This window comes from Flavobacterium laiguense (assembly GCF_003097655.1).
GTDB classification, from domain to species: Bacteria; Bacteroidota; Bacteroidia; order Flavobacteriales; family Flavobacteriaceae; genus Flavobacterium; species Flavobacterium laiguense.
Genome location: NZ_QCZH01000004.1, coordinates 102,934 through 128,412, shown reverse-complemented (window position 1 = coordinate 128,412; position 25,479 = coordinate 102,934). Strand labels below are relative to the sequence as shown.

Sequence of the window (25,479 nt, the reverse complement as noted above, 5' to 3'; positions counted from 1 at the left end):
TACTAGACCTGACGGGTTTTTAAAACCCGTCAGGTCTAGTAAAAAAGGTAATTGCAAGAGCAATTCGACCATCAGGGCATTTGTTTTTCATATATAGATAATATTTAAATTTCTGAAATATGGTATCGCCAGATCTTTATTGGTGTTTGCGACAAACGGTGTCATGGCGATTTCATAATATAATCTTTCAAACAGACTACAATCTAAGTCCAATTTTACTATTTTTGTCCAAATAAGAAATTTATGATTACTATTGATCCAAAAAGTATAGATACTGTAAAACTACAAGGGTATTTGCAGAGTTCCGTTGGTCCTCGACCTATTGCATTTGCTAGTACTATAGGAGAGAACGGTGTTCCTAATTTGTCTCCATTTAGCTTTTTTAATGTATTTAGTGCCAATCCGCCCATACTTATTTTTTCGCCTGCAAGGAGAGTGCGTGACAATACGATTAAACACACTTTAATCAATGCCGAAGCCACTAGAGAAGTAGTAATTAATGTGGTGAATTATGATATAGTGCAGCAAACCTCTTTGGCAAGTACAGAGTATGCTAATGGAGTGGACGAATTTTTAAAATCTGGGCTAACGCCTGTGCCGTCTGATGTTGTGAAACCTTTTAGAGTTAAGGAATCTCCAGTGCAGTTTGAATGCAAAGTGACTCAAATCATTCCGCTAGGGACAGAAGGAGGAGCTGGAAATTTAATTCTTTGTGAAGTGGTCCGGATGCACATCAGTGAAGCGATTCTGAATGAGAACGGCGCCATCGACCAACATAAAATAGACTTGGTTTCCAGATTAGGGGCTAATTGGTATTCTAGATCAAATCAAGGGTTGTTTGAAGTGCCAAAGCCACTGACGACATTAGGAATTGGTGTGGATGCTATACCGGATTTTGTAAAAAACAGTCCCGTTTTTGATGGAAACGATTTAGGTATGCTAGGAAATATAGAAGCCTTGCCCACTACGGAAGAAGTTAGTATCTTTGTAAACCAAAATTTTGCTGTAAAAGCAGTTTTGAGTTCGGATGATCAGGAAAAAGTGCACTTAGAAGCCAAAAGGTATCTTTTAGATAATGATGTACTTTCGTCTTGGAAAGTGCTTTTAGCAAAAAAAATAAATTCAAAGTAACAATAATAAAACAAAAAGAAGATGGAAGTATTAGGGAAAATTAAAGTTGTTAATCCAGAGCAACAAGTAAGTGCAGCATTCAAAAAAAGAGAATTGGTTGTTACGACTGATGAGCAGTATCCACAGCACATTATGATTGAATTTACGCAAGATAAATGTGATTTGTTAAGCAGTTATAACATAGGAGAGGCTGTAAAAGTTTCTATCAATTTAAGGGGAAGAGAGTGGATTAATCCACAAGGAGAGACTAAATATTTCAACAGTATTCAAGGTTGGAGAATTGAAAGAATGGCTGCAGATGCACCAGCTCAACAAGCACCTCCAATGCCGGCAGCAGCAGCTTTCGCACCAGTAACAAACTTAAATGAAGAAGAAGCAGACGATTTGCCATTCTAAGAGATAAAGAAGTAAATAGAATTAGAAGTCAGAAGTTTGAGTTTACTTGAATTTCTGACTTTTTTATTTTTTGAAACTGCCATTGCAATTGATTTTTATTTTTGAAATCGCCATTGTTATTGAAATTGCCATTGTCATTGATTTTTGAAATTGAAAATGTATTACTTATCTAAAGCTTTATTCTTTCCGCCAGTTTCTCACGCCGATAGTGATGGAATCCTTGCCTTTGGGGGTGATTTGTCTCCAGAGCGTTTGCAACTCGCCTACAAAAGCGGAATTTTTCCTTGGTTTAACGAGGGGGAACCTATTATTTGGTGGTCACCCAATCCTAGAATGGTATTGTTTCTGGATGAATTGATCGTTTCAAAAAGCATGCGAAATATTTTGAATCGGAATCATTTTACAGTTACTTTCAATCAAAATTTTAGAGATGTTATTTCCAATTGCCAACAGATAAAACGAGACGGACAAACCGGAACCTGGATTACCAATGAAATGATTGAGGGGTATTGTAAACTCAATGAATTGGGAATAGCAAAATCAATAGAAGTTTGGCAAAACGACCAATTAGTTGGAGGATTGTACGGGATCGATCTAGGGCATATTTTTTGTGGAGAAAGTATGTTTTCGTTGGTTTCAAATGCTTCCAAAGTCGCTTTTATTGCTTTGACGAACCAACTCAAAAAAGAGAATTATCGCTTGTTAGATTGTCAAGTATATAATGAACATCTCGAAAGTTTGGGATGCAGAGAAATAGAGCGAGAAGTTTTTATGACAATTTTGAAGAGTAAATAGTTGTCAGAATCGCTATTCACGGTCTAATTTATTAGCCCACTGATTTTACGGATTAAACCGATTTACACAGATTTTACACAGATTTTAATCAGTGTAAATCCGCTCAATCTGTGTTATCTGTGTGCCATTTTTATTTTTTGTAATATATTACGAATTACGATTAAGACTTGTTTTTAAAATTTCAACTTTGTAAAACTCCAATTCAAAGTACTAAACAATACCAATTCATTTTCTAATGTTGGTAAATCCATTATCAGTTTTAAGGTTTCATGCGCCATCATAGTGCCGATGATTCCGGGTAATGTTCCCAACACACCATTCAAGTTGCAATTTGGGACATCTTTTGGGTTGGGTGGTTCCGGAAATAAATCCCGAAGGTTCTTTGTTCCATTGTGATTGAAAACAGCCAGTTGCCCTTCAAATTTTAGAATACTTCCGTAAACCAATGTTTTTCCTAGAGTGACACAGGTGTCGTTTACCAAATAACGGGTTTCAAAATTATCGGATCCATCCACAATAAAATCAAAATCTTGCATGATTCGGATTGCGTTTTCGGAGGTTAATTTTTCTTCGATAGCCATAACGGTAATCAAAGGATTCAACGTCTCCAATACTTTTTGTGCAGTTGTTGCTTTGCTTTGTCCCACTTGGTTCTCGGTATATAGAATTTGTCGGTGTAAGTTATGAAGCTCAATTTTGTCAAAATCGACTATGCCAATGGTACCAACTCCTGCCGTAGCAATATATTGTAATATTGGGCAGCCCAATCCTCCGGCACCAATGACTAAGACTTTGGCTTTTTTTAATTTTTCTTGTCCCGAATCGCCTATTTCGGGCAGCATCATTTGGCGGTTGTATCTTAAATAATCTTGAACTATACTCATGGGATTTTAGATTGTTGAATGATGATTAACGATTTTAGATTTAGGCTCCCTCTCCTTTGGAGAGGGTTGGGGTGAGGTGACTAGATAAGGATTGTCTTTCCAAACAGCTTCATATCCTTTATTACTAATTATTTTGGCTATTTCTTGAGCCGAGCGCTCATCGCTAATCTCAAATTGTTCCAGAGATTGCGGGTCAACAACGTAACCGCCCGGATTGGTTTTAGATCCCGCACTCATGCTCGTCACTCCAATTGGAATGATGTTATTCCTGAAATTTTCGTTCTCTCGGGTAGATATAGAAATTTCCAAATCTTCATTCCACAAGCGATATGCGCAAATCAATTGAGTGAGATCTTTGTCGTCCATAATAAAGTTGGGTTCAATAATTCCCTCGGCTGGACGTAATCTCGGAAAAGAAACCGAATATTTTGTCTGCCAATAGGTTTTCTGTAAGTAATCCAAATGCAAAGTATTAAAAAAACTATCCGTTCGCCAATCTTCCAGACCTAATAATACGCCCAATCCAATTTTATGAATTCCTGCTTTCCCGATTCTGTCGGGTGTTTCCAGTCGAAAATCAAAATTGGATTTTTTGCCTTTGGTGTGATATTTTTTATACACTTCCTGATGATAGGTTTCTTGATATACCAAAACCGAATAAACCCCAGCTTCATGTAGTTGCTGATATTCTTCGGTGGACAGCGGTTGTACTTCTACAGATATAGTTGAGAAATCATTTTTTATTTGTTCAATCGCATTTAGAAAATAATTAATGTTTACGGTGTAATTGGCTTCTCCCGTGACCAATAAGACATGATCAAAACCCGCTTCTTTCAAAGACTCTACTTCTAGCTTTATTTCAGCATCTGATAATGTTTTGCGTTTAATTTTATTGTCTAAACTAAACCCACAATAGGTACAAATGTTTTGGCATTCATTGCTCAAATACAACGGAGCATACATTTGAATGGTTTTACCAAAGCGTTTTTTGGTCAGCTCGTGGCATTCTTGTGCCATTTGCTCCAAATAAGTTGTTGCTGCAGGCGAAATCAAAGCGATAAAATCGTCTAGATTTCTTTTGCTTTTCGCTAATGCCTGTTCGACTTGTTTGGTGGTCGTTTGGTATATTTTGGATTGAATGGTGTCCCAATCATAATCTCCAAAAACCGATTTGAATGTTTCCATAATGTTTAGTTTTTTACCGCAAGGGTCGCAAAGGTTTATGTTTTATTTCTAAAGTTAAGTTCGCAAAGCTTTGCGTCCCGATAACTATCGGGATTGCGTAAATCTTTGTGCTCTTTGCGGTTAATTTAAAGATACTTACTCATACAAAAAAGCCGTCAATGGACTAGAAGCAACAGCTTGTTTGTATTGCTGTCCCAGTTTGGCTTCAAAGGCTTTTCGTCCAGCGATTACAGCTTCCTTAAAAGCTTCGGCCATAAATTTAGGATTACCGGCTACAGCAATTGCGGTGTTGACCAGTACGGCATCGGCTCCAAGTTCCATAGCCTTGGCTGCATCAGAGGGAGCGCCAATACCCGCATCAATTATGACAGGAACCTTACTTTGTTCAATAATTATTTCTAAGAAATCTATCGTTTTTAATCCTTTATTACTGCCAATAGGAGAGCCCAACGGCATTACCGCCGCCGTTCCCGCATTTTCCAGATGTTTGCACAAAACGGGATCGGCATGGATGTAGGGTAAAACAATGAATCCCAATTTTGCCAATGCTTCAGTTGCTTTTAGGGTTTCTATGGCATCTGGCATTAAATATTTCGGGTCGGGATGAATTTCGAGTTTTAACCAATTGGTTTCTAAAGCTTCTCTAGCCAGTTGGGCGGCAAAGATCGCTTCTTTGGCATTTCGCGCTCCCGAAGTGTTGGGCAATAAATTAATTCGGGGGTGTTTTAGGTGATTTAAAATAGCATCGGTGTCGGTTTCTAAATCAATTCTTTTTAGCGCTACAGTTACCAATTCGCTTTCGGAAGCCAGAATCGCTTCTTCCATTTCTGTGTTGGATCCAAATTTCCCAGTTCCTAAAAACAGTCTGGATTTTAGCGTTCTGTCTCCTATTTTAAACAATGACATTGCCATATAATTTTTCGTTAAGTTCAGTTATGATTTTGTTTTTATGCTCGCTTCGGGTGATGATTCCCGAAACCGCAATGCCATGAATCCCTGTAGTCATGAGTGCATCCACATTTTCTAATGTAATACCCCCAATGGCATAAATGGGCGTTTCTTTTTGCGTAGGATTGAGTTGGTCTATAATAGATCGATAGCCGTCCAGCCCTAAAATTGGACTTAAATTGTCTTTGGTTTTTGTGAATTGAAAAGGCCCTAACCCAATATAATCACAACCGTTATTGATATGATTTGTTACGTCTACAAAGGTGTTTGCGGTTGCTCCGATGATTTTGGTATTGCCTAAAATAGCTCGTGCTTCTAAAATGCTCATGTCCGAAAGTCCTAGATGAACACCATCGGCAGCCATTTGTTCGGCTAAATGCACATCGTCGTTGATGATGAAGTTGGCTAGGTATTCTTCACACAAAAAATGTACGGCTTCGGCCAAAGCAAATGACTTTTTTGCTTTTTGATTCTTGAATCGCAGCTGAATCCAATCACATCCGCTATCCAACGCTTGCTGGATGTTGTACAATTGCTCTTTGATCGTGTCTCCTTGGGAAATGTACTGTAGTTTATTATACATAATGAAATCCTAGTTTAGTTGAATTAGATAATAAATAGTTCTCTGTGTATATTTTTGCATTTTCGCAAGCCGTTTTTAGGTTTTGCCCCAATGCAAGATTGGCTGTAATTGCCGAGGAAAGTACGCAGCCAGACCCATGTTTTTCGTGACAATTGTCGGTTTTGGGTGAATACCTATAAATGCCATTTTGGGAATATAGATAATCAACGCCTATTTCGTTGGGATTATGCCCGCCTTTTAGTAAAACAGAACAATAATGGGAATAAGAGTTTGCAATAGTATCTGCATTTTTTTCTTCGAGATTAAATTGTCTGATTTCATTGAAATTTGGAGTAATCAAATCGATTTGATTTAAAATATCGATTAAAATTTGTTGGTTCGAAAGGGTTAAAAAATCAAATTCGGTTGTGGATTTTAAAATGGGATCCCAAATAATTTTGATAGTTGGCGAATGTTTTTTCAGAAAAATAATGATTTCATTCAAATAACCCAATGAGGGTACAATGCCAATTTTGACCGCTTTGACTGGATAATTATTCAAAAATGTTATTATGGATTCTACAACGAAGTCAATAGGAGTCCATTGTATTCTATGGAATTCATTTTCGGTTTGTATTGTATTTGCCGTGTTGATGGCAAATCCATACACTTTATGTTGCTCAAAAGTTTTGATGTCTGCCAATACTCCTGCGCCACCCAAAGGATCGAAACCTGCTATACTTAAAACGATTGGACGATTCTCTGACATAATTTAAAGTTTTTAATTGGATTCTTACTGTTCCAAATGGTTCCCAAAAGAGCCACTCTGTCAAAGCCATTTTCCAATGTTTGATTTATTGTATTTGAGTTCATTCCGCCCAATGCAACGAGTTGAGTTGTAAATTTTTCTCTTTTTTTTATTTCTTCAAATAAATCTGTTTTCGAAGTATAATTTTCTTTCGAAATACTGGGAAAAACTGGGCTCAAAAAGGCATAGTTGAAACTGTCATCCAATGTGTTGAAATCTTTAATGGTATGAACCGATGTACTCAATCGAAATTCTTGGCTTTTGAATGTGTCAAATGGCACTCTATTTGGCTGTATTAGTGTGGATTTTCTTTCGCTTTCGCTAAAGTGAATGCGCTTTATGCTTAATTCTTCTGCTAAATCATGATGACTGTGTAAAACCAAACGATCTCTATACTTGGGATTGATTGCTAGTAGAAATTGTTTCATTTCAGAAATTCCAAAATAGGGCTTCCGAACATGAAATGACACCAATCCTTCCTCAAAAAGAGAATGGATGATGTTGATTTCGTTAGCTACTGAAATAGGATTTGAAATTACAATCATTTAAAGAGTATTAAGATGGGGAGTATTAAGTATTAAGACAGGAGTGTTAGGAAGGGGGGTATTAAGTATAAAGAAGTGAGGATTGTCTCATTGTTAAAAACTTGATACTTAATACTCCAATCTTAATTCTTATACGTATATCTCTTTACCTTGTTCAATGAATTTCTTTGATTGCTCCTGCATTCCTTTTTCGGCCTCGGCAACATCACGGATTTCCTGTGATATTTTCATAGAGCAAAATTTAGGACCGCACATAGAACAAAAGTGAGCTACTTTTGCGCCGTCTGCAGGTAAGGTTTCATCATGGAATTCTCTTGCTGTATCAGGATCTAATGATAAATTGAACTGATCTTCCCAACGGAATTCAAAACGGGCTTTGCTCAATGCATTGTCACGGTATTGTGAACCGGGGTGACCTTTGGCCAAGTCGGCAGCGTGTGCGGCAATCTTATAGGTGATCACTCCATCTTTTACGTCTTTCTTGTTCGGTAAACCAAGATGTTCTTTTGGTGTTACGTAACATAACATGGCGCAACCATACCAGCCAATCATCGCAGCTCCAATGGCTGAGGTGATGTGGTCGTAACCTGGGGCAATATCGGTTGTCAATGGACCTAATGTATAAAATGGAGCTTCGTCACAATGTTCTAATTGTTTCTCCATATTTTCTTTAATCATGTGCATTGGGACATGACCTGGACCTTCAATGAATACCTGTACATCGTGTTTCCAAGCTACTTTTGTAAGTTCTCCTAGTGTTTCCAGTTCTGCGAATTGTGCTGCGTCATTGGCGTCTGCTATAGAACCAGGACGTAAACCATCTCCCAAAGAGAAAGCCACATCGTATTGTTTTATGATTTCGCAAATGTCTTCAAAATGAGTATACAGGAAGTTTTCTTTGTGGTGGAATAAACACCATTTTGCCATGATTGAACCACCACGGGAAACAATACCCGTTACACGCTCTGCAGTTAAGTGAATATAGCGCAATAATACTCCAGCATGAATGGTGAAATAGGAAACTCCTTGCTCTGCTTGCTCAATAAGGGTGTCTCGAAAGACTTCCCAAGTTAGATCTTCGGCTATTCCGTTTACTTTTTCTAAAGCTTGGTAAATAGGAACGGTTCCGATAGGCACTGGTGAATTACGAATAATCCATTCTCTGGTTTCGTGGATGTTTTTTCCGGTTGACAAATCCATAATGGTGTCTGCTCCCCAACGGCATGCCCAAACTGCTTTTTCTACTTCTTCTTCTATGCTTGAAGTGACTGCACTGTTTCCGATGTTGGCATTTATTTTGACCAAAAAGTTGCGACCTACAATCATAGGTTCGCTTTCTGGATGGTTGATATTGTTGGGGATAATGGCGCGACCTCTTGCGACTTCGCTTCGTACGAATTCGGGAGTGATTTTGCTTTTTGGAGTGTGGGCTCCAAAACTATTTCCTTTGTGTTGACATTGCATGGCTTTGGTTTGCTCATTCAATTGTTCGATGCGTTGGTTTTCACGAATGGCGATGTATTCCATTTCGGGAGTGATAATACCTTGTTTCGCGTAATACAATTGGGATACATTGGCTCCTTTTTTGGCACGCATGGGTTTGTGTAGGTATTCAAAACGCAAATGATCCAGTTTTTCATTGTTCAAACGCTCTTTACCATAATTTGATGTGACTTCGGTTAATTCTTCGACGTCATTACGGTCTAGAATCCATTGTTCGCGGATTCGAGGCAATCCTTTTCGGATGTCAATTTCGATATTTGGGTCGGTGAAAGGTCCTGAAGTATCGTAAACAGTTACAGCTGGATTTTTCTCTATTCTTCCGTTGGACATTTTGGTGTCGGCCAAAGAAATTTCTCTCATGGCTACTTTTATCGGGTGAATTTCTCCATCGATATATATTTTTTTTGAATTTGGAAACGGGGTTCTTGAAATTTTTTCTTCGTTGTTCATTGGTTTGTGATTAGATTAGACACGTATAAATACGGATTTTTACTTTTGAATTGGAATTATGTTCAGTTTTTGGAACTGAATATTGCAAACCGCAATCTGCAAACTGAATACTATCCCCCTTGGGTTGCTGAAATGATTAAGATGTCGTCGGTTTCTGTTATAAAATGGGAATTCCAATGGGTTTTTGGAATAACAGTATTGTTTATGGCAATAGCAATTCCGTTTTGTTTTTCGGGAATTTCTAAGTCAAGAAGTGCTTGTACAGTGAGACTGTCAAGGGGAAATTGTTTGGTTTGATTGTTGATTTTTAGTTCCATTCCTTTTTGAATTTAGTATAGGTTATACTTTAGGAATGGCTACAGGAGTACACGCAATGGTACACGGAAGTCATCTTACTTTTCCCTACGCTAGTATGAACTAGATCAGGTTCAGAGGGTAAAATCTCAGCCTACAATTGTAGACACCCCTAAAGTTGGAAACAAATGTAATTAAAAAAGTTTAATAGTTTAAAAGTTTAATGTTTAAACTTATTGCTGCTTAGATGTTTTTGTGATATTTCTGAAAAGTGAAATCTGCTTTCTGAAACCTGCTTTCTGTGATCTAATTCCTCTTCCAGCAATCGGCTACGTGATCATCAACCATGCCCGTGGCTTGCATGTGTGCGTAAACTACAGTTGAACCTACGAATTTGAATCCGCGTTTTTTTAAATCTTTGCTGATGGCGTCTGATAGGGGAGTTGTGGCTTGAACTTCGCTTAGGCTTTTTCGATTATTTACAATGGGTTTTCCGTCTGTAAAACCCCAGATATACTTGGAAAAACTGCCAAATTCATCCTGAACTTTCATAAAGGCAATGGCATTGGAAACTGCTGAGCGCACTTTTAACTGGTTGCGAATGATACCCGCATCTTGTAGTAGATCCTGAATTTTGTCTTCGGAATAGTTGGCTATTTTTTTATAGTCGAATGCGTCAAAGGCTGCTCTGAAATTTTCTCTTTTGTTGAGGATTGTGATCCAACTCAAACCTGCTTGAAAAGTTTCTAAGAGTAGAAATTCAAATAGTTTGGTGTCTTCATACACGGGAACGCCCCATTCTTCGTCGTGGTATTTTTGATATAATTCGCTGGAATTGCACCAGCCGCATCTTGTAAGTTCTTTGTCCATTATTTATTAATATCCCAGTGGTAGCCTTTTACGGTAGGAATATAGGCTGCTCCGTTATTAAGTATCAAATCAGTGTATAATTTTTTATTGTACTTTATTCCGATGGCACCGCCAGATACGTAAGTTTTGTTTTGTTTGAAGGTGAAAATCAATGTGTCGTTTTCGAATTCGGCATCAGATACTTTTTCAGCAATCCAGGTATTGCCCCATTTGAAATATAATTTATTAGAACCTACACAAGTTACTTGTTTGATGAGGTCAACCGCTTCTTTGGGGAACTTGTATTCTTCAATAAGCTCTTTTTTGGTGTATGATTTTCCTGTTTGTGCCTGTTTTAATAGGTTTCGTAAAGGAGAATTGATGACAGTTTCGGCTTCTTTTGTTGGGGATGAAATGCTTGTTTCGCTATTTCGTTTATCCATATTGTTTTTGCCAGAATCTTTTGTGTTGCTTGCGGAACTACTTGATGTGTTGAAATTCCCGTGAGTGAATTTTACGGTACTAGTGTCGTTTGAAAGCTCAGTGTTCATACTATCTGAAATAACTTTAGAAGTTTCAGACAAACTGGTTTCTTTTTTGTTTTTTTCTTCAGCTTCATTTTTGCCACCACAACTGATTAGAGATGCAAGAAATAAGAATGAGAATATTGTTTTTAAATCCTTCATGGTAAGTGTGTTGTAATGCTGAATTAATTGTACAAATTAAACTATTTTCCGAACCTTTTTAAAAGGATTGTTGAATAAAGCAAATAAAAAAATCCCAAACATAATGAATGGGATTTAATTATTATAAGGATGTATTTGTTGTAATTGGTCTAATTTATTTGTTTTACACCTTTAGCGTTGTCAAATACATAACTCACTAACCAAGCAATTTGGCCTTGTTTAGCAAAAAAGATTTTTTTGTTTTGTACGTTAGGAATAACTTCAAGAGAAGTTTCCAAAAGATTAAAAGCAGCTATCAATGATTTTTGTTGGTATGTTTTTAATACTTTTTGCATTTCAACATTGCTTTCGGCAGCAGTTACAAATCTTTGGTAATTGTTTTCGGCAATGGTTCTGATCGCTAGGATGTCATCATATTGTACTTGTGTGAAATTTTCCTCTGCCTTAATTCCTGTAGTTAGGGTGTAAAAAGCCCAGGCTGCACCACCAGAGATGTAAACATTGCTTTTTTCTTGTGACTCAGGTCGGCTAGTATACATTTTTTTGAAACTCTCCCTCATTGTAGGTAGATAATCAAATAAGTTTTCACTGAATTCGAATATCGTTTTTTGTTTGCATTTTTTATTGATAAGTTCAGTCAAAGTAACCGTTCCTAGATCACACGAAATTGGAAAAAAGACGGATGAGCCATTGATTTCTTTGGCATAGCCTCCTTTAGCGTTTCCACCTCCTATGTCAACAATTACAGAATTTAAATAGTTCTTAGGCGGAATACATCCTCTTAAAAGTAATTTAGCTTCTAGTGATGAAGAGATAATTTCAATTTTTTTATTGGTTACCTCTTTAATTTTTACCACCAAGTCATTAGTGTTGTTTGCCAAACCTACTCCTGATGAGGCTACGATAAAAATATTTTTGTCTTCAATTCGGTATTCTGTAAGCATTCTTTTGTAGTTGTTTGCAACTACTGTACCAGCTTTATCGATGTCTTCTTTTAATAGAGCACCGTCTATTCCGATACCAGCTGCGATTCCTACGTTTTCAGTCCAGAACTCCTTAACGTCGTAGGTGTTTCTTTTAAGATTCTCCACATCAAGAACGGTCATTTTTATACCTTTACTTCCTATTTCTATTCCACCATAGAGCTGTGCCTGTGTAGAATAGGAAAGGATAAGGCATGTTATCAAAAAGTAAATTTTTTCTTTCATGTTTATTATTGTTTGGGGTTTTTGATTGTTGCAAATCTATATTAAAAATCGATATATTCCTTTTTTTATTGTTTTTTTTATATAAGTTTTTTTTTTACGCAGCTATGTTATGAAATTGTTATGTATTTGTTTTGTTTTTTAACAACTCGATTGTTGGTTGATTTAAAAAAAAATCTATTTTTGCCAATATAGAAAAATTTTTTGCCCCAAAAAAAATTAATTATGATAAAAAAATACCTCAACAATTTTAGAGATTTTCCAAAAGAGATTTGGATACTTACTTTAATTACATTCATCAACAGAGCAGGGACTATGGTTATTCCCTTTCTGTCAAAGTACATGAAAGAAAACTTAGAATTCAGTTACAGTCAAATAGGCTGGGTAATGGTTTTCTTCGGTATTGGTTCCATAATTGGAACTTGGCTTAGTGGTAAATTATCTGATAAAATTGGCTTTTATAAGGTCATGGTGTTCAGTTTATTTACCAGTGGAATCGTGTTTATCGTGTTGCAATATGCGACTACTTTTGAATCGCTTTGTATGGGCATACTCGTATTGACAACTGTTGCCGATATGTTTCGACCAGCTATGTTAGTATGTCTAAAAACATTTACCACAAAAGAAAATAGAGCTCGTGCTTTTGCATTAACACGCGCAGCTGTTAATTTAGGATTCCTTTTTGGACCAGTATTAGGTGGTTTAATTATCATGCAACTGGGATATGGATATATCTTTTATGTTGATGGTGTAACCTGTATATTGGCAATAATCGTTTTCGTGTTTTTTGTTAAAGAAAAAACATTGCCAGTAAAATTGAAAAAGCATCATGACGGTTTCAAAAAGATTTCAATAAGAAAAGATCGACCATTTATGTTGCATTTGGTAATTTGTCTGATTACTGGGATTTTGTTTTTTCAGATTTTTACCACTTTACCATTGTATCATAAAGAGCGATTTAATATGTCGGAATTTGATAGCGGGTTGCTTTTGAGTTTAAATGGACTCCTTATTTTGCTTTTTGAACTTCCGATAGTGAATTATGTAATCAAAAATAAAATAGATAATCATAGAGTTATTTTTGTAGGACTGTTGCTTATGTCTTCTAGTTTCTTGCTTTTGTTGTTACCTTGGCAAGCTGCTTTGATTCCTATGATGTTGCTTATGACATTCGGTGTAATGTTGACTTTTCCTTTTGCCAACTCATTTGCAATGGGTAGGTCTTACGAATCGCATGAAGGGAAGTATATGGCTGCTTTTACGATGAGTTATAGTTTTGCACATATCTTAAGTGCTAAAAGCGGGATGGAAATCATTCAAAGGTCAGGTTATGAGTCTAATTGGATGTTTATGGCTGCTCTCGGAATGGTTGGTTCTTTACTGGTGTTTAAGCTGTTTGCCATGGTTGAGAAGGAAGACGTGAATACTGATAGAAAAGTTGATGCCATTTTTCTTGATGAATAAAACTCCCTCTGTGTTAATTCAGTTTTTGATTGTAAAAACAGTTGTCCCTGAGAAAGGAATATAGTTTTAATAAATTTTAGACAGCAGTAAGCAAAAGTTTACTGCTGTTTTTTTTTGCGTCAATAAGTCCTTAATTTTAATTTGGTTTTATTTCTTTCTCGTTTTCTGTAAATTAGAATGTGAGTGTCGTTCCAATGGTATTAATTCCATCGATTTTTTTTGCATTGAATTTGAAACTGTATTTCCCAGTTTTTCCATTTTTAGAATTTTGACTTACGAATTTGCTTTTAGCGATGTTTTTACCAATAATATAGCCCATTACTAATGACAATGGATAATCAGAGTACCAATGTATGTTGCTCTGTGCCATTTGGAATCCCAATGCAATTATGATTGCTATGCCCAAGGGCTTTATCCATTTGTATTCGGGATAGTTCCCTGTTATTACATATAATGCCGCAGTGGCGGTCATTATGTGTCCTGAAGAAAATGAGCTGTAATTTGTTGGGTCATCTTCATACTCATCTAAGCCTGGAAAAGGCGACCATTTCCCTCCTGGATTTCCGGTTTCCATTGCAACATGAGGTTCTTGTCTCCCTGATATTCTTTTGAAAGTTTGGCTAAAAATACCTGTTATGATTGTACTTTCCACGAGTCCTGAAGCGGTGTGGAGAGATCGATAGTCATTTTTGAACAGTCCGTAAGTAGCAAATCCTATTCCTAATACTATTGGTGTTACTTTGCTGCCGCATAAAAAGAGTGAAGATGTGATGTTACTTGGGGTAACCACAGTAATGTTTGCCACTTTGTCATAAGTGACATTTTCGTCAAGGCCTATTCTTTCGCCTATTTTTCTTGATTCACATAAAGCTTGCTGGTCGTAGGGCAATAGTGCTACGGTTGTTATTGTAGCACAACTTAGAGCGATTATGTTTTCTTTTTTGCCACAATCCTTTATCGGGCCTATAAAGTCTCTTGGTAATTTTGTGATGAAGTCAAATAAATGTGGTTTCTTATATAGGTAGTTTTATTAATATCGATTTCATATACTTGATACATCTCTGCTGTGATGGTTGAGTCCTTCGGTTGTGAGAATAATAGATGTGTCGTTGTAAAAAGAACAAGTAAAAATTTTTTTGAATTTTTATACATAACGTTTATTTTTTTGTTAAGTATTCAATATGTTCTTTTAATAACTTATTAAATTTAAGAAATTTGCTCTAGTATGCTTTAAAAACAGTATGTTTTTTATCGGGTTAATCATGGATTTTGTAGATTATTTTTTTTTGAAAATCTAAAAAAAATCCCATCTAGTAATGAAGCAAGATGGGATTATGGGAGTAATGGCATTAAATAAATTAATTTTTAACAGCTTTTTTTTTTTGTTATATTCGCGAAAAAAAAGATGAAATATAAATGGTTATTTTCTATCTATTTTGTAACATTCATTACAAATGCGCAGTACACTTTAATTCCAGATGCTAAATTTGAGCAGGTTTTAATTAATAAGGGACTTGATGGGGGGGCTTTAGACGGAAAGGTTCTTACTGCAAACATTAATGGAATAACAACTTTAGATGTTTCTAATAAATATATTTCGGATCTTACGGGTATAAATGACTTTGTATCATTAACAATTTTAAGATGCAATTCTAACAAAATTATTTTGTTAGATGTGAGTAATAATAAAAATTTGGTTTCTTTGGTTGTTGATGACAATCCTTATCTGACTTTTTTAAATTGTTCTAACAGTAAATTAACGACCTTAAATATTAGTTCAAATATTGGTTTAGTAAATTTAAATTGTTCCAATAATTATTTAATCTATTTAGATGTTAGTAAAAATACTCTTTTGACCTCATTAGATGTTAGTAAAAATCTTGACTTAACCTCTTTAATAGCTAGTAATACCAGTCTGATATCTTTAGATTTAAGTACAAACTATTATTTGAATTTTTTGAAATTGGATAATATTCTTACTCTGAAGGTGTTAAATATATCAAATACCATTTTAACTAGTTTGGACGTGTCAAAATTAGTTTCTTTATCAAATTTAGATTGCTCTTTTACAAGGATAAGTTCTTTAGATGTTAGTATGAATAGTAATTTGATTAGTTTAAATGCTTCTAGTAATTATGATTTAATAAATTTAAATTGTTCTAATATACCATTGTCTTATTTAAATACTTATATAAGTGCTTTGACAACTTTAAATTGTGAGAACACACAATTAAGTTCCTTGGATCTTTCGTCAAATTCAAAATTGTCAATTTTAAATGTTAAAAAAAACAGCGTTTTGACTTCTTTAATTTTAGGTGCTAGTAATTTGAGTTCATTAGATTTAACTAACAATCTAGCTTTGACTTATCTAGATTGCGGTTCTAATTATTTAACTTCTTTAGATTTAAGTACGAATGTGGCTTTGACAACTTTGATGCACTCCGGAACTACAAATCTATTGGCTTTAAATTGTTCAAATACCCAAATAAAATCATTAGATGTAAGTATTCATACTAATTTGAAAGAATTGAATATTGATAATATGACTGTTTTAAAACGTTTAAATTGCTCTAATACAAAAATAACAGATTTAAATATAAAATCAAATACTGCATTAATTGAATTAAATTGCTCTTTTACTCCTTTAACTTCATTAGATGTAACGAAAAACATTGATTTAGAATCATTAACTTGTTCTTCTACTAAGCTTATTTCTCTTGATGTTAGTTCTAATAAGGTTTTGAATAATTTGATTATTAATAAAAATAGTGATTTAACCAGTTTGAATTGTTCAAATACTCGACTAACAAAATTAAGTCTAAGGGAAGATCCTTCTTTGTCAATTTTAAATGTTTTAAATGTAGTCACTTTGACTGATTTATATTGTGGATATAATAAAATAGCAGCATTAGATCTTTTAACTAATATTGCATTGACTAGCCTATTGTGTTCTGAAACAAATATTACAACCTTAGATTTAAGTAAAAATATTTTTTTGGAATATCTATTTTGTTCTAATAATAAACTTACGGATTTAAATTTAAGTCAAAACACTAAATTATTTCAATTGGATTGTAGGGATAACCAAATAACTAGTTTAGATTTAAGTTATAATAGAGAATTAGGTGATTTGCATTGTGAGAACAATTTAATTCATTCTTTAGATTTATCGCAAAATGATTATACTGGTGCTTTAGATTTATACTGTGATAGTAACCGTCTCACTTCTTTAAATTTGAAGAGTTGTAGTTATGGTACAGGAAATGTTGCGTATTTTTTGAGTGCTTTAAATAATCCAGATTTAACTTGTATTATGGTTGGTAATGTAGACAAAGCGATAAATAATTATTTGTGGCATATAGATGGAATTGCAAGTTATAGCTTGTTTTGTGAATCATTGGGAGTTGATCAAAACGTATTGTATAATATGCATTGTTATCCAAACCCGACTAATGACTTTTTAACTGTCGAGCTGAACGGTTCAGAGGATAAAGTTACTTTTAGTATTTATGATTTAATTGGAAAACTGGTTTCTAAGCAAGAAGGGCAAGGATTGTTGAATAAATTAAATTTGAGTGGTTTGGTTCAAGGTGTTTATTTGTTAAAAATTGACACGGATAATGGTTCTTACAGCGCTAAGTTTATAAGGAATTAGCTTTATTATGACTGCGTTTATAATGTTAACTTTTTTTAAACAAACCCAGCGAATGTTGTTATGATTTAATTTTATTGAAAAGTGAATTTAAAATTTCTGTTAATGTTTTTTATGATTATAAAGGTTATGCCTAATTCTTTCTATAATATAAGAATTCTAATGATATTCAAGTTGTCCGTAATTGAATTTACAGTCAACTTTTTCAGGACAAGACATTATAAAAAAAATCCCATCTCGTAATGAAACAAGATGGGGTTTTTTATATTTTAAATCTAATTTAGATTATCCTAAAGCAACTCTTTTGAAATTTGTAATTTCAACGTTGAATCCTTTAACATAATCACTAACTTTTTTACTATCATCTTTGATAAAGTTTTGGTCTAATAAAGCTTTCTCTTGGTCTAAAGTAGTATTGTCAGAGATGAAACGTAGAATTTTTCCTGGAAGAATTTTATCCCAAATTTGTTCTGGTTTACCTTCAGCTTTTAATTCAGCTTTGGCATCTTCTTCAGCTTGTTTTATAACTTCTTCAGTTAGTTGAGAGAAAGAAATATATTTAGGAACATTTTTTAAAGTTTTTCCTAAACGTTTAGCTTCTTCATTTTCTTTTTCGATTATAGCAATACGAGCAGCAAGTTCTGAAGCGACAAAAGCTGGATCAAAATCTTTGTAAGATAATGTGTCAGCTCCCATAGAAGCAACTTGCATAGAGACGTCTTTGGTTAAAACATCAGCATTGTCAACTGATGCAGAAATTGCTGTTAATGCAGCAATTTTGTTAACGTGAACATAAGATCCAACGAAAGCACCTTCAACGATTTCAAAACCACCGATTTCGATTTTTTCACCGATAACACCAGTTTGTTCGATTAATTTTTCAGCAACAGTGATTCCGTTGAAATCTGAAGCTAAAAATTCTTCTTTAGTAGCGAAGTTGATCGCTTTTTCAACTAATTCTTTAGCCAAAGTTACGAAAGAATCATTTTTACCTACGAAATCTGTTTCGCAGTTTAAAGTGATAATAGCTCCTTTAGTTTTGTCTGCATTGATAAAAGAAACAGCAGCTCCTTCACTAGACTCACGGTCAGAACGGTTATCAGCAACTTTTTGCCCTTTTTCTCTAAGGTTTTGTATAGCTTTATCGAAATCTCCTTCAGCTTCAACTAAAGCTTTTTTACAGTCCATCATTCCGGCACCTGTAGTTTGTCTTAATTTATTTACGTCTGCAGCAGTAATTGTTGCCATAATATTTTGTGTTTAATGTTATAAAAGTAAAAATTCCAAGTTCTAAATCCCAAATCCCAATTTTAATAAATTATCAACATATCGTTTCTAATTTTTTATGGAATTTGGAATTTAAATCTTGGAATTTAAAAATTTGATTTATTCTTCAGTTGCTGGAGCTACAGGAGCTTCAGCTGCTGGAGCCGCAACTACTGGAGTTTCAGCTGCTGGAGCTTCAACTTCAGCAACAACTTCAGTAGCATCAGTTTCTTTATCAGAAGTTCTATTTGCAAGACCATCGATAATTGAAGCAGTAACTAAAGATAAAATTTTATCAATTGATTTAGAAGCATCATCATTTGCAGGAATTACGTATTCTACTTCACGAGGATCAGAATTGGTATCAACCATTGCAAAAACTGGAATGTTTAATTTTTGAGCTTCTTTTATTGCGATGTGTTCTGCTTTGATATCTACTACGAACAATGCTGCAGGAAGTCTAGACATATCTGCGATTGAACCTAAGTTTTTCTCTAGTTTAGCACGAAGACGATCAACTTGTAAACGCTCTTTTTTAGAAAGGGTCATGAATGTACCGTCTTTCTTCATTTTATCAATAGTAGACATTTTTTTAACTGCCTTTCTAATTGTAACGAAGTTAGTTAGCATTCCACCAGGCCATCTTTCAGTGATGTAAGGCATGTTTGCAGCTTTTGCTTTTTCAGCAACGATGTCTTTTGCTTGTTTCTTGGTAGCAACAAATAATATTTTTCTACCTGATGCAGCGATTTTTTTCAAAGCTTCATTAGCTTCTTCAATTTTTGCTGCAGTTTTATATAGATTGATAATGTGTATACCATTACGCTCCATATAAATGTAAGGAGCCATATTCGGATCCCATTTTCTAGTCATGTGTCCAAAATGAACACCTGCTTCTAGTAATTCTTTTACTTCTACTTTGTTTGACATTTTTTGTACTAGTTTACGTTCTGTTGATTAGCAATGTAGGAATGGCGATTTCTCGGCTACATACATTTAGATGCTAAACTAATTCCTACCTCGGTAGGCAACAACAACATTGTTTTAAATTTTTTAATACATTCTAGAATGTCTTGTCCTAATTGAACAAGACAGGTAATATTAACGTTTAGAGAATTGGAATCTCTTACGAGCTTTCTTCTGACCGAATTTCTTACGTTCAACCATTCTTGGATCTCTAGTTAATAAACCTTCTGGTTTCAAGATAGCTCTGTTTTCAGCATTTACTTCACACATAACACGTGCTAATGCCATTCTTACAGCTTCTGCTTGTCCAGTTGAACCACCTCCGTAAACGTTTACTTTTACGTCAAAGTTAGTAGCGTTCTCTGTCATAGACATTGGTTGCATAACTTTGTACTGTAAAGTAGCAGTTGGGAAGTAAGTTGCGAATGCTTTTTTGTTTACAGTGATTACTCCTGTTCCTTCCGAAACATAAACACGTGCAACAGCGGTTTTTCTTCTACCGATTTTGTGAATAACTCCCATTACTTAAGATCGTTTAGGTTAACAGTTCTAGGTTTTTGAGCTCCTTGTTTGTGCTCAGATCCTACAACAACATTTAAATTTCTAAAAAGTTCAGCCCCTAATTTGTTTTTAGGTAACATTCCTTTTACAGCTTTCTCAACTAATAATGCAGGGTTTTTTGCTTGCAATACTTTAGCAGTTAAAGTTCTTTGTCCTCCAGGGTAACCAGTGTGACGGATGTATGTTTTCTCATCCATTTTGTTACCTGTTAGGTTGATTTTTTCTGAGTTGATAACAATTACGTTATCTCCACAGTCCACGTGTGGGGTATAACTTGGCTTGTACTTACCTCTTAAAATCATAGCGACTTTTGAAGCAAGACGACCTAAGTTATGACCGTCAGCATCTACAACTATCCATTCTTTTACAGAATTGGCTTTTGTTGTTGAAATTGTCTTGTAGCTTAATGCGTTCACAATAATATATTTTAATTAAACATTCCATCCCCAATAAAGGGGTTGCAAAAGTACAATTAATTATTTTAAATACAAATACCTTAATTGATTATTTTTCAATATGGTTTGCGCTGATTATCAAATGTATATTTATTGTATTCTGTTTTTAATTTTATAGCGGAACCTTTATTTGCTATATTTTGCTTCAAAAATCTTTTTGTTGTAGTAAATTTTTTGTACTTTTCGCTTTTATCTGTTTAAATGCTTGTCTTTTTATTGTTTTTTTGTAATAATATGGCTAAGTACTGATAAATTCTGATTTTTTTTATTTTTAAAGTTTCTTAAAGACCACTAAATTCCACATCCCAATGAAAGCAAAGGCTACATTAAAACAAATTGCAAAAGAACTTAATGTTTCGGTTTCTACCGTTTCCAAAGCACTTAATGACAGTCCTGAAATTAGTGAACAAACAAAAATTAGAATTAAAGAATATGCTAAATTAAAAAATTACAAACCCAATGTTATCGGGTTGAACCTGAAAAATAGAAAGACCAAAACCATTGGGGTAATCATACCTAATATTCTAAATTCTTTTTTTGCAAAAGTATTTAGCGGCATAGAAAAAGTGGCTGATAAAAAAGGATACAACGTAATTATGTGTATCTCTAATGAATCGCTTGAAAAAGAAGCGCACACCTTAGAGATGTTAAGTAATGGTACTATTGATGGATTTATTTTATCCATATCCGAAGAAGCCCAGAAATTAGGGGATTATAATCACTTTAAACAAATCATTATTGACGGTACTCCAATTGTCATGTTTGACAGAACAACAGACGAGGTAGACTGTGATAAAGTTATTGTAGACGATTTTGATTCGGGATTAAACGCAACACAACATTTGATTGATTTAGGATGCAAAAATATTGCGTTATTTTCTTCCGTTGATAATTTAAGTGTTGGTAAATTAAGGGCCGAGGGTTATTTTAAAGCATTAAAAGATAATAATATTGCAGTAAATGAAAATATTATTGTGCGCACCGATACAGAACTTGATTTAAAGGAGCAGATAGAAGAAGTGTACTCCAATAATCTTGTTGATGGTGTTTTTGCTTTGGATGAGAATGATTCGGTTGCCGCTTTAAAAATTGGTGTTAAAAAAGGATATAAAATTCCAAAGGATCTTAAAATTATCGGTTTTGCCGATGGTATTCTTGCTTCTAGACGTTTGTCTCCTAGTTTAACCACGGTTAGCCAACACGGAATTGAAATAGGTGAAGTAGCTGCGGAATTGCTTATCAAAAGATTAGAGTCTGAAGAAGAAGAGGAAAGCCCGTATGAAACGTTAGTAATCAGAACCAAACTTAAGGAGCGGGAATCTACGAGAAGATCTTGATTTTTCTACTGAGTTTAGGGGTTTTGATTAAACTATATTTACATAAAAAAAGGCAATCGATATTTTTATCTTGATTGCCTTTTTTTATTTAAAATATTGAAAGTTATTCTGGAAGCTATTGCTTATTTCTTTTTTCCATTGCTTTTATTTGAACTTGAATTATGACTGTCATAATCGTGATCTATTTTTTTAATTTCAGAGCTTTTGACTGACTTGCTTGGCTTGTATTGCGATTTGTGTTTGGAATTTTCTTTCCAAGGATCGTCTCCGTCAAAATCAAAATCGTTCCCATTTCCTGTTAATCGAATAGAAGAAGGTAAGTTGGCAGCAGTTGTCCATCTGCCACCGCCGTAATACGTGTATCTTTTGGTCGCAGGGTTAAAATACACATTAGCATCCGGATAGTATTTGTATTTCTTTTTTACTCCGTGGGCCAGCGCATGTGCAGGTGGGTTTTGGGCACTAGCGTTATAGGTCCCAGCTCCAATAAGAAATGCGAAAAACAAAATAATGGTTTTGATCGTTCTTTTCATAATAAATTGCTTTTAGTTATTATAAGTGTATGTAAATCAGAAAATTAAATATAATAAATTAGTTCTAAATGTTTTTATTTTTTTTAATTGTCAACTGAATACTAAAAACTGCTAACTGTATACTTCTCCTAATGCGCTTCCAGCCAGTTTTTACCCATGCCTAATTCTACTTCTAACGGAACTGTCATTATAAAAGCATTTTCCATTTCATGTTTAATCATAGGCTGAATTTTCTCTAATTCGGAATTGTGTACATCAAACACAAGCTCATCATGAACTTGTAATAACATTTTACTTTTCCAGTTCTCCGAAGTTAGTTTTTTATGAATGTTAATCATGGCGATTTTGATCACATCGGCAGCGCTTCCTTGAATAGGAGCATTCACGGCATTGCGTTCGGCTCCACCACGAACAATGGCATTGGCAGAATTGATGTCTTTCAAATAACGGCGACGCCCTAATATGGTTTGTACATAACCGTTCTCTCGTGCAAATTCAACTTGTTCCTGTATGTAGGATTTTAATCTAGGATACGTTTGATAATAGGCTTCGATCAAGGCGGCACTTTCACTTCTTGATAATGAGGTTTGATTGCTTAATCCAAAGGCAGAAACCCCGTAAATAATTCCAAAATTCACCGTTTTGGCATGACTTCGTTGTTCCCTTGTGACTTCTTCAAGCGGTACATTAAATACTTTTGAAGCGGTTGATTTGTGAATGTCTTCGTGGTTTTGAAACGCTTTAGTCATGTTTTCTTCTCCGCTCAGTGCTGCAATGATGCGCAGTTCTATTTGAGAGTAATCCGCAGAAAGCAAAGTGTAATTCTCATCTCTTGGAATAAAAGCTTTTCGGATCAATCGTCCTCTTTCGGTACGAACGGGAATGTTTTGTAAATTTGGGTTGTTCGAGCTCAAGCGACCTGTTGCGGCAACGGTTTGCATATAATCGGTGTGGACACGTCCTGTTTTTCTATCGACTTGGTTGGGCAATGCATCAATATAAGTACTTTGCAATTTTACCATTTGACGCCATTCGAGTATGTCACGAACAATTTCGTTGTCATTCGCTAAATAGGATAAAACCTCTTCACCTGTGGCATATTGACCTGTTTTGGTTTTCTTTTGTTTGGCTCCACCAATTTTCAATTTGTCAAATAAAACATCTCCGAGTTGTTTTGGAGAAGCCAAATTGAATTTCTCTCCGGCGGTTTCATATATTTTTTGTTCCAATGCGTTGCTTTCGGCAGCCATTTCAACCGACATCGATTTTAAAAACGGAACATCCAGATTAATTCCTTCCAATTCCATCGCAGCCAAAACCGGAATTAACGGAATCTCGATTTCGTCAAATAGTTTTTTGGTTTCGGCTTTGTCGAGAATCGGACTGAAATTTTGCTTCAACTGATAGGTAATGTCCGCATCTTCGGCGGCGTATTCTTTGATGTCTTCCAAAGACACCTCACGCATCGATTTTTGGTTCTTACCTTTTTTGCCAATTAAATCTTCGATAGATTTTGGCGAATATTTTAAATACGTTTCGGACAAAACATCCATGTTATGACGCATATCAGGATTGATTAAATAATGTGCGATCATCGTATCGAATAGCTTTCCTTTGATTTGAACATTATAATGAGAAAGGATCTTCAAATCGTATTTGATATTTTGACCAATTTTTTCGATGGTTTCACTTTCGAAAAAAGGCTTGAATTTATCTGCCAAAATTTGTGCTTCTTCCTGATTTTCCGGAAACGGAACATAAAATGCTTTTCCTTTTTCGAAAGAAAATGACATGCCGACCAATTCGGCATTCAAGGCATCAATTCCTGTAGTTTCGGTGTCAAAACAAACCGATGTTTGATTCATTAAATTTTGCAAAAGTAATTTCACAGCAAAATCTCCTTGAATACTTTGGTAAAAATGTTCTGTATTTTCTAAAGTTGCATAATACGAACTCGATTTTATTTCGTTGCTTTCTTCATCGGTAAAGCCAAATAAGTCAAATTGATCTTCATTGGATTTTTTGGCAGGAGCTTTTTTAACTATTTTTTCACTGTCATCATTATTGCCATTACCATTCGTTTCAATTTCGTCGTATTCTTTCCCTGTTCCAAAATATTTGTCAAACTGCGCTTTCATTTGACGAAATTCCAATTCCTGAAAGATCGCATCGGTTTTTTCAACATCGGGTTTTGATAATTCGTAGTCAGCTTCGTTAAACGTTACGGGACAATCGAGTAGGATAGTGGCTAATTTTTTAGACAAAATTCCCAATTCGGCATTGGCTTCGATTTTGGCTTTTATAGCACCTTTTAATTGATGGGTGTTGGCCAATAGATTTTCCATTGAGCCGTATTCTGCCAAGAATTTCTTGGCTGTTTTTTCTCCAACCCCGGGTAATCCCGGAATGTTATCGGCGGCATCGCCCATCATCCCCAGAAAATCGATAACTTGTTCTGGACGTTCAATTTCAAATTTGGCTAAAACTTCGGGAACACCCCAGATTTCTATGCCATTCCCCATACGAGCGGGTTTGTACATGAAAATATTTTCGGACACCAATTGTGCAAAATCTTTATCTGGAGTTACCATAAAGACTTGGTAGTTTTCTTTTTCGGCTTGTTTGGCGATGGTTCCAATTAGATCATCGGCTTCAAAACCGGGAACTTCAATAATCGGAATGTGCATAGCCTTCAATAGCTCTTGAATGTATGGAACGGCAATTTTTATCGCTTCTGGAGTTTCGTCACGATGTGCTTTGTATTCTTGGTACATTTCGTAACGGTATGTGCTTCCGCCTTTGTCAAAAGCCACTGCCAGATGGTCGGGCTTGTCACGTTTTATAACATCCATCAAGGCATTCATAAAACCCATAATGGCTGAAGTGTCCATTCCTTTAGAATTGATTCTGGGATTTTTTATAAATGCATAATACCCACGAAAGATTAAAGCATAGGCATCGAGAAGGAATAGGCGTTTTTGAGCAGACATATAATAAGTGTGTT

At 35.1% G+C, this 25,479-nt stretch carries 24 protein-coding genes and 1 riboswitch; of the genes, 6 read left to right on the top strand and 18 right to left on the bottom strand.

The genetic code is table 11. The features are described from left to right. The first annotated feature begins 243 nt into the window (after positions 1-243). From DB891_RS05765 to aat, 3 genes are all read left to right on the top strand, one after another. Complete coding sequence (locus DB891_RS05765; RefSeq protein WP_116761508.1) at positions 244-1,131, top strand: flavin reductase family protein; 888 nt, start codon at positions 244-246, stop codon at positions 1,129-1,131. A gap of 21 nt (positions 1,132-1,152) precedes the next feature. Continuing rightward, positions 1,153-1,527 carry a DUF3127 domain-containing protein gene (locus DB891_RS05760; RefSeq protein ID WP_116761506.1) on the top strand — a complete coding sequence of 125 codons (375 nt, stop codon included), beginning with the start codon at positions 1,153-1,155 and terminating at the stop codon, positions 1,525-1,527. A 156-nt stretch (positions 1,528-1,683) separates the two neighbouring features. After that, complete coding sequence (gene aat / locus DB891_RS05755) at positions 1,684-2,322, top strand: leucyl/phenylalanyl-tRNA--protein transferase (RefSeq protein WP_116761504.1); 639 nt, start codon at positions 1,684-1,686, stop codon at positions 2,320-2,322. Positions 2,323-2,495: 173 nt separating this feature from the next. Here aat and DB891_RS05750 read toward each other — a convergent pair whose 3' ends face one another. From DB891_RS05750 to DB891_RS05700, 11 genes are all read right to left on the bottom strand, one after another. Beyond that, positions 2,496-3,206 (bottom strand): HesA/MoeB/ThiF family protein, encoded by a 711-nt coding sequence (locus tag DB891_RS05750; protein ID WP_116761502.1) that lies wholly within the window; start codon positions 3,204-3,206, stop codon positions 2,496-2,498. 6 nt (positions 3,207-3,212) lie between these two features. Next, positions 3,213-4,391 (bottom strand): 2-iminoacetate synthase ThiH, encoded by a 1,179-nt coding sequence (gene thiH, locus DB891_RS05745; RefSeq protein ID WP_116761500.1) that lies wholly within the window; start codon positions 4,389-4,391, stop codon positions 3,213-3,215. Positions 4,392-4,526: 135 nt separating this feature from the next. After that, positions 4,527-5,297 (bottom strand): thiazole synthase, encoded by a 771-nt coding sequence (locus DB891_RS05740; RefSeq protein ID WP_116761498.1) that lies wholly within the window; start codon positions 5,295-5,297, stop codon positions 4,527-4,529. Then, a complete protein-coding gene (locus tag DB891_RS05735; RefSeq protein ID WP_116761496.1) occupies positions 5,284-5,922 on the bottom strand; it encodes a thiamine phosphate synthase in 639 nt (212 codons plus the stop codon). The genes DB891_RS05740 and DB891_RS05735 overlap by 14 nt, the downstream gene beginning before the upstream one ends. Then, the gene (locus tag DB891_RS05730) at positions 5,915-6,670 is read right to left on the bottom strand and encodes a hydroxymethylpyrimidine/phosphomethylpyrimidine kinase (RefSeq protein ID WP_116761494.1); all 756 of its coding nucleotides are present in this window, start codon (positions 6,668-6,670) and stop codon (positions 5,915-5,917) included. Before DB891_RS05730 ends, DB891_RS05735 begins: the two co-directional genes overlap by 8 nt. Then, a complete protein-coding gene (locus DB891_RS05725) occupies positions 6,643-7,254 on the bottom strand; it encodes a thiamine phosphate synthase (protein WP_116761492.1) in 612 nt (203 codons plus the stop codon). The genes DB891_RS05730 and DB891_RS05725 overlap by 28 nt, the downstream gene beginning before the upstream one ends. A gap of 129 nt (positions 7,255-7,383) precedes the next feature. Then, positions 7,384-9,207, bottom strand: coding sequence for a phosphomethylpyrimidine synthase ThiC (gene thiC / locus DB891_RS05720; RefSeq protein ID WP_116761490.1), 1,824 nt, complete (start codon positions 9,205-9,207; stop codon positions 7,384-7,386). Positions 9,208-9,317: 110 nt separating this feature from the next. Further along, on the bottom strand, positions 9,318-9,524 hold the full coding sequence (thiS, locus tag DB891_RS05715) for a sulfur carrier protein ThiS (RefSeq protein WP_116761488.1): 207 nt from the start codon (positions 9,522-9,524) through the stop codon (positions 9,318-9,320). Between the two features lie 65 nt (positions 9,525-9,589). Continuing rightward, positions 9,590-9,685, bottom strand: a riboswitch (TPP riboswitch). A 122-nt stretch (positions 9,686-9,807) separates the two neighbouring features. Beyond that, a complete protein-coding gene (locus DB891_RS05710) occupies positions 9,808-10,371 on the bottom strand; it encodes a DNA-3-methyladenine glycosylase I (RefSeq protein WP_116761486.1) in 564 nt (187 codons plus the stop codon). Next, positions 10,371-11,036, bottom strand: a complete 666-nt coding sequence (locus DB891_RS05705) for a hypothetical protein (protein WP_116761484.1) — start codon at positions 11,034-11,036, stop codon at positions 10,371-10,373. The genes DB891_RS05710 and DB891_RS05705 overlap by 1 nt, the downstream gene beginning before the upstream one ends. Before the next feature lie 149 nt (positions 11,037-11,185). Then, the gene (locus DB891_RS05700; RefSeq protein ID WP_116761482.1) at positions 11,186-12,244 is read right to left on the bottom strand and encodes a Ppx/GppA phosphatase family protein; all 1,059 of its coding nucleotides are present in this window, start codon (positions 12,242-12,244) and stop codon (positions 11,186-11,188) included. 222 nt (positions 12,245-12,466) lie between these two features. Here DB891_RS05700 and DB891_RS05695 point away from each other — a divergent pair, with 222 nt between their 5' ends. After that, on the top strand, positions 12,467-13,705 hold the full coding sequence (locus DB891_RS05695) for an MFS transporter (RefSeq protein WP_116761480.1): 1,239 nt from the start codon (positions 12,467-12,469) through the stop codon (positions 13,703-13,705). Positions 13,706-13,877: 172 nt separating this feature from the next. Here the strand turns inward: DB891_RS05695 and DB891_RS05690 are convergent, their stop codons facing one another. Further along, positions 13,878-14,594 (bottom strand): phosphatase PAP2 family protein, encoded by a 717-nt coding sequence (locus DB891_RS05690; protein WP_189337104.1) that lies wholly within the window; start codon positions 14,592-14,594, stop codon positions 13,878-13,880. A 516-nt stretch (positions 14,595-15,110) separates the two neighbouring features. Between DB891_RS05690 and DB891_RS05685 the strand changes: the two genes are divergently transcribed. Then, positions 15,111-17,360 (top strand): T9SS type A sorting domain-containing protein, encoded by a 2,250-nt coding sequence (locus DB891_RS05685; RefSeq protein WP_116761477.1) that lies wholly within the window; start codon positions 15,111-15,113, stop codon positions 17,358-17,360. Positions 17,361-17,642: 282 nt separating this feature from the next. Here DB891_RS05685 and tsf read toward each other — a convergent pair whose 3' ends face one another. From tsf to rplM, 4 genes are all read right to left on the bottom strand, one after another. Then, positions 17,643-18,605 carry a translation elongation factor Ts gene (tsf, locus tag DB891_RS05680; RefSeq protein ID WP_116761475.1) on the bottom strand — a complete coding sequence of 321 codons (963 nt, stop codon included), beginning with the start codon at positions 18,603-18,605 and terminating at the stop codon, positions 17,643-17,645. A gap of 138 nt (positions 18,606-18,743) precedes the next feature. Beyond that, complete coding sequence (rpsB, locus tag DB891_RS05675) at positions 18,744-19,553, bottom strand: 30S ribosomal protein S2 (protein ID WP_116761473.1); 810 nt, start codon at positions 19,551-19,553, stop codon at positions 18,744-18,746. Positions 19,554-19,724: 171 nt separating this feature from the next. After that, positions 19,725-20,111 carry a 30S ribosomal protein S9 gene (rpsI, locus tag DB891_RS05670; RefSeq protein WP_116761471.1) on the bottom strand — a complete coding sequence of 129 codons (387 nt, stop codon included), beginning with the start codon at positions 20,109-20,111 and terminating at the stop codon, positions 19,725-19,727. Further along, positions 20,111-20,566 (bottom strand): 50S ribosomal protein L13, encoded by a 456-nt coding sequence (gene rplM / locus DB891_RS05665; protein ID WP_116761469.1) that lies wholly within the window; start codon positions 20,564-20,566, stop codon positions 20,111-20,113. Before rplM ends, rpsI begins: the two co-directional genes overlap by 1 nt. Before the next feature lie 347 nt (positions 20,567-20,913). Between rplM and DB891_RS05660 the strand changes: the two genes are divergently transcribed. Continuing rightward, on the top strand, positions 20,914-21,942 hold the full coding sequence (locus DB891_RS05660) for a LacI family DNA-binding transcriptional regulator (protein WP_116761467.1): 1,029 nt from the start codon (positions 20,914-20,916) through the stop codon (positions 21,940-21,942). 122 nt (positions 21,943-22,064) lie between these two features. Here DB891_RS05660 and DB891_RS05655 read toward each other — a convergent pair whose 3' ends face one another. Together DB891_RS05655 and polA are read right to left on the bottom strand one after the other, a co-directional pair. Further along, positions 22,065-22,475 carry a hypothetical protein gene (locus DB891_RS05655; protein WP_116761465.1) on the bottom strand — a complete coding sequence of 137 codons (411 nt, stop codon included), beginning with the start codon at positions 22,473-22,475 and terminating at the stop codon, positions 22,065-22,067. Between the two features lie 128 nt (positions 22,476-22,603). Further along, a complete protein-coding gene (polA, locus tag DB891_RS05650; protein ID WP_116761463.1) occupies positions 22,604-25,465 on the bottom strand; it encodes a DNA polymerase I in 2,862 nt (953 codons plus the stop codon). Between the last annotated feature and the right edge of the window lie 14 nt (positions 25,466-25,479).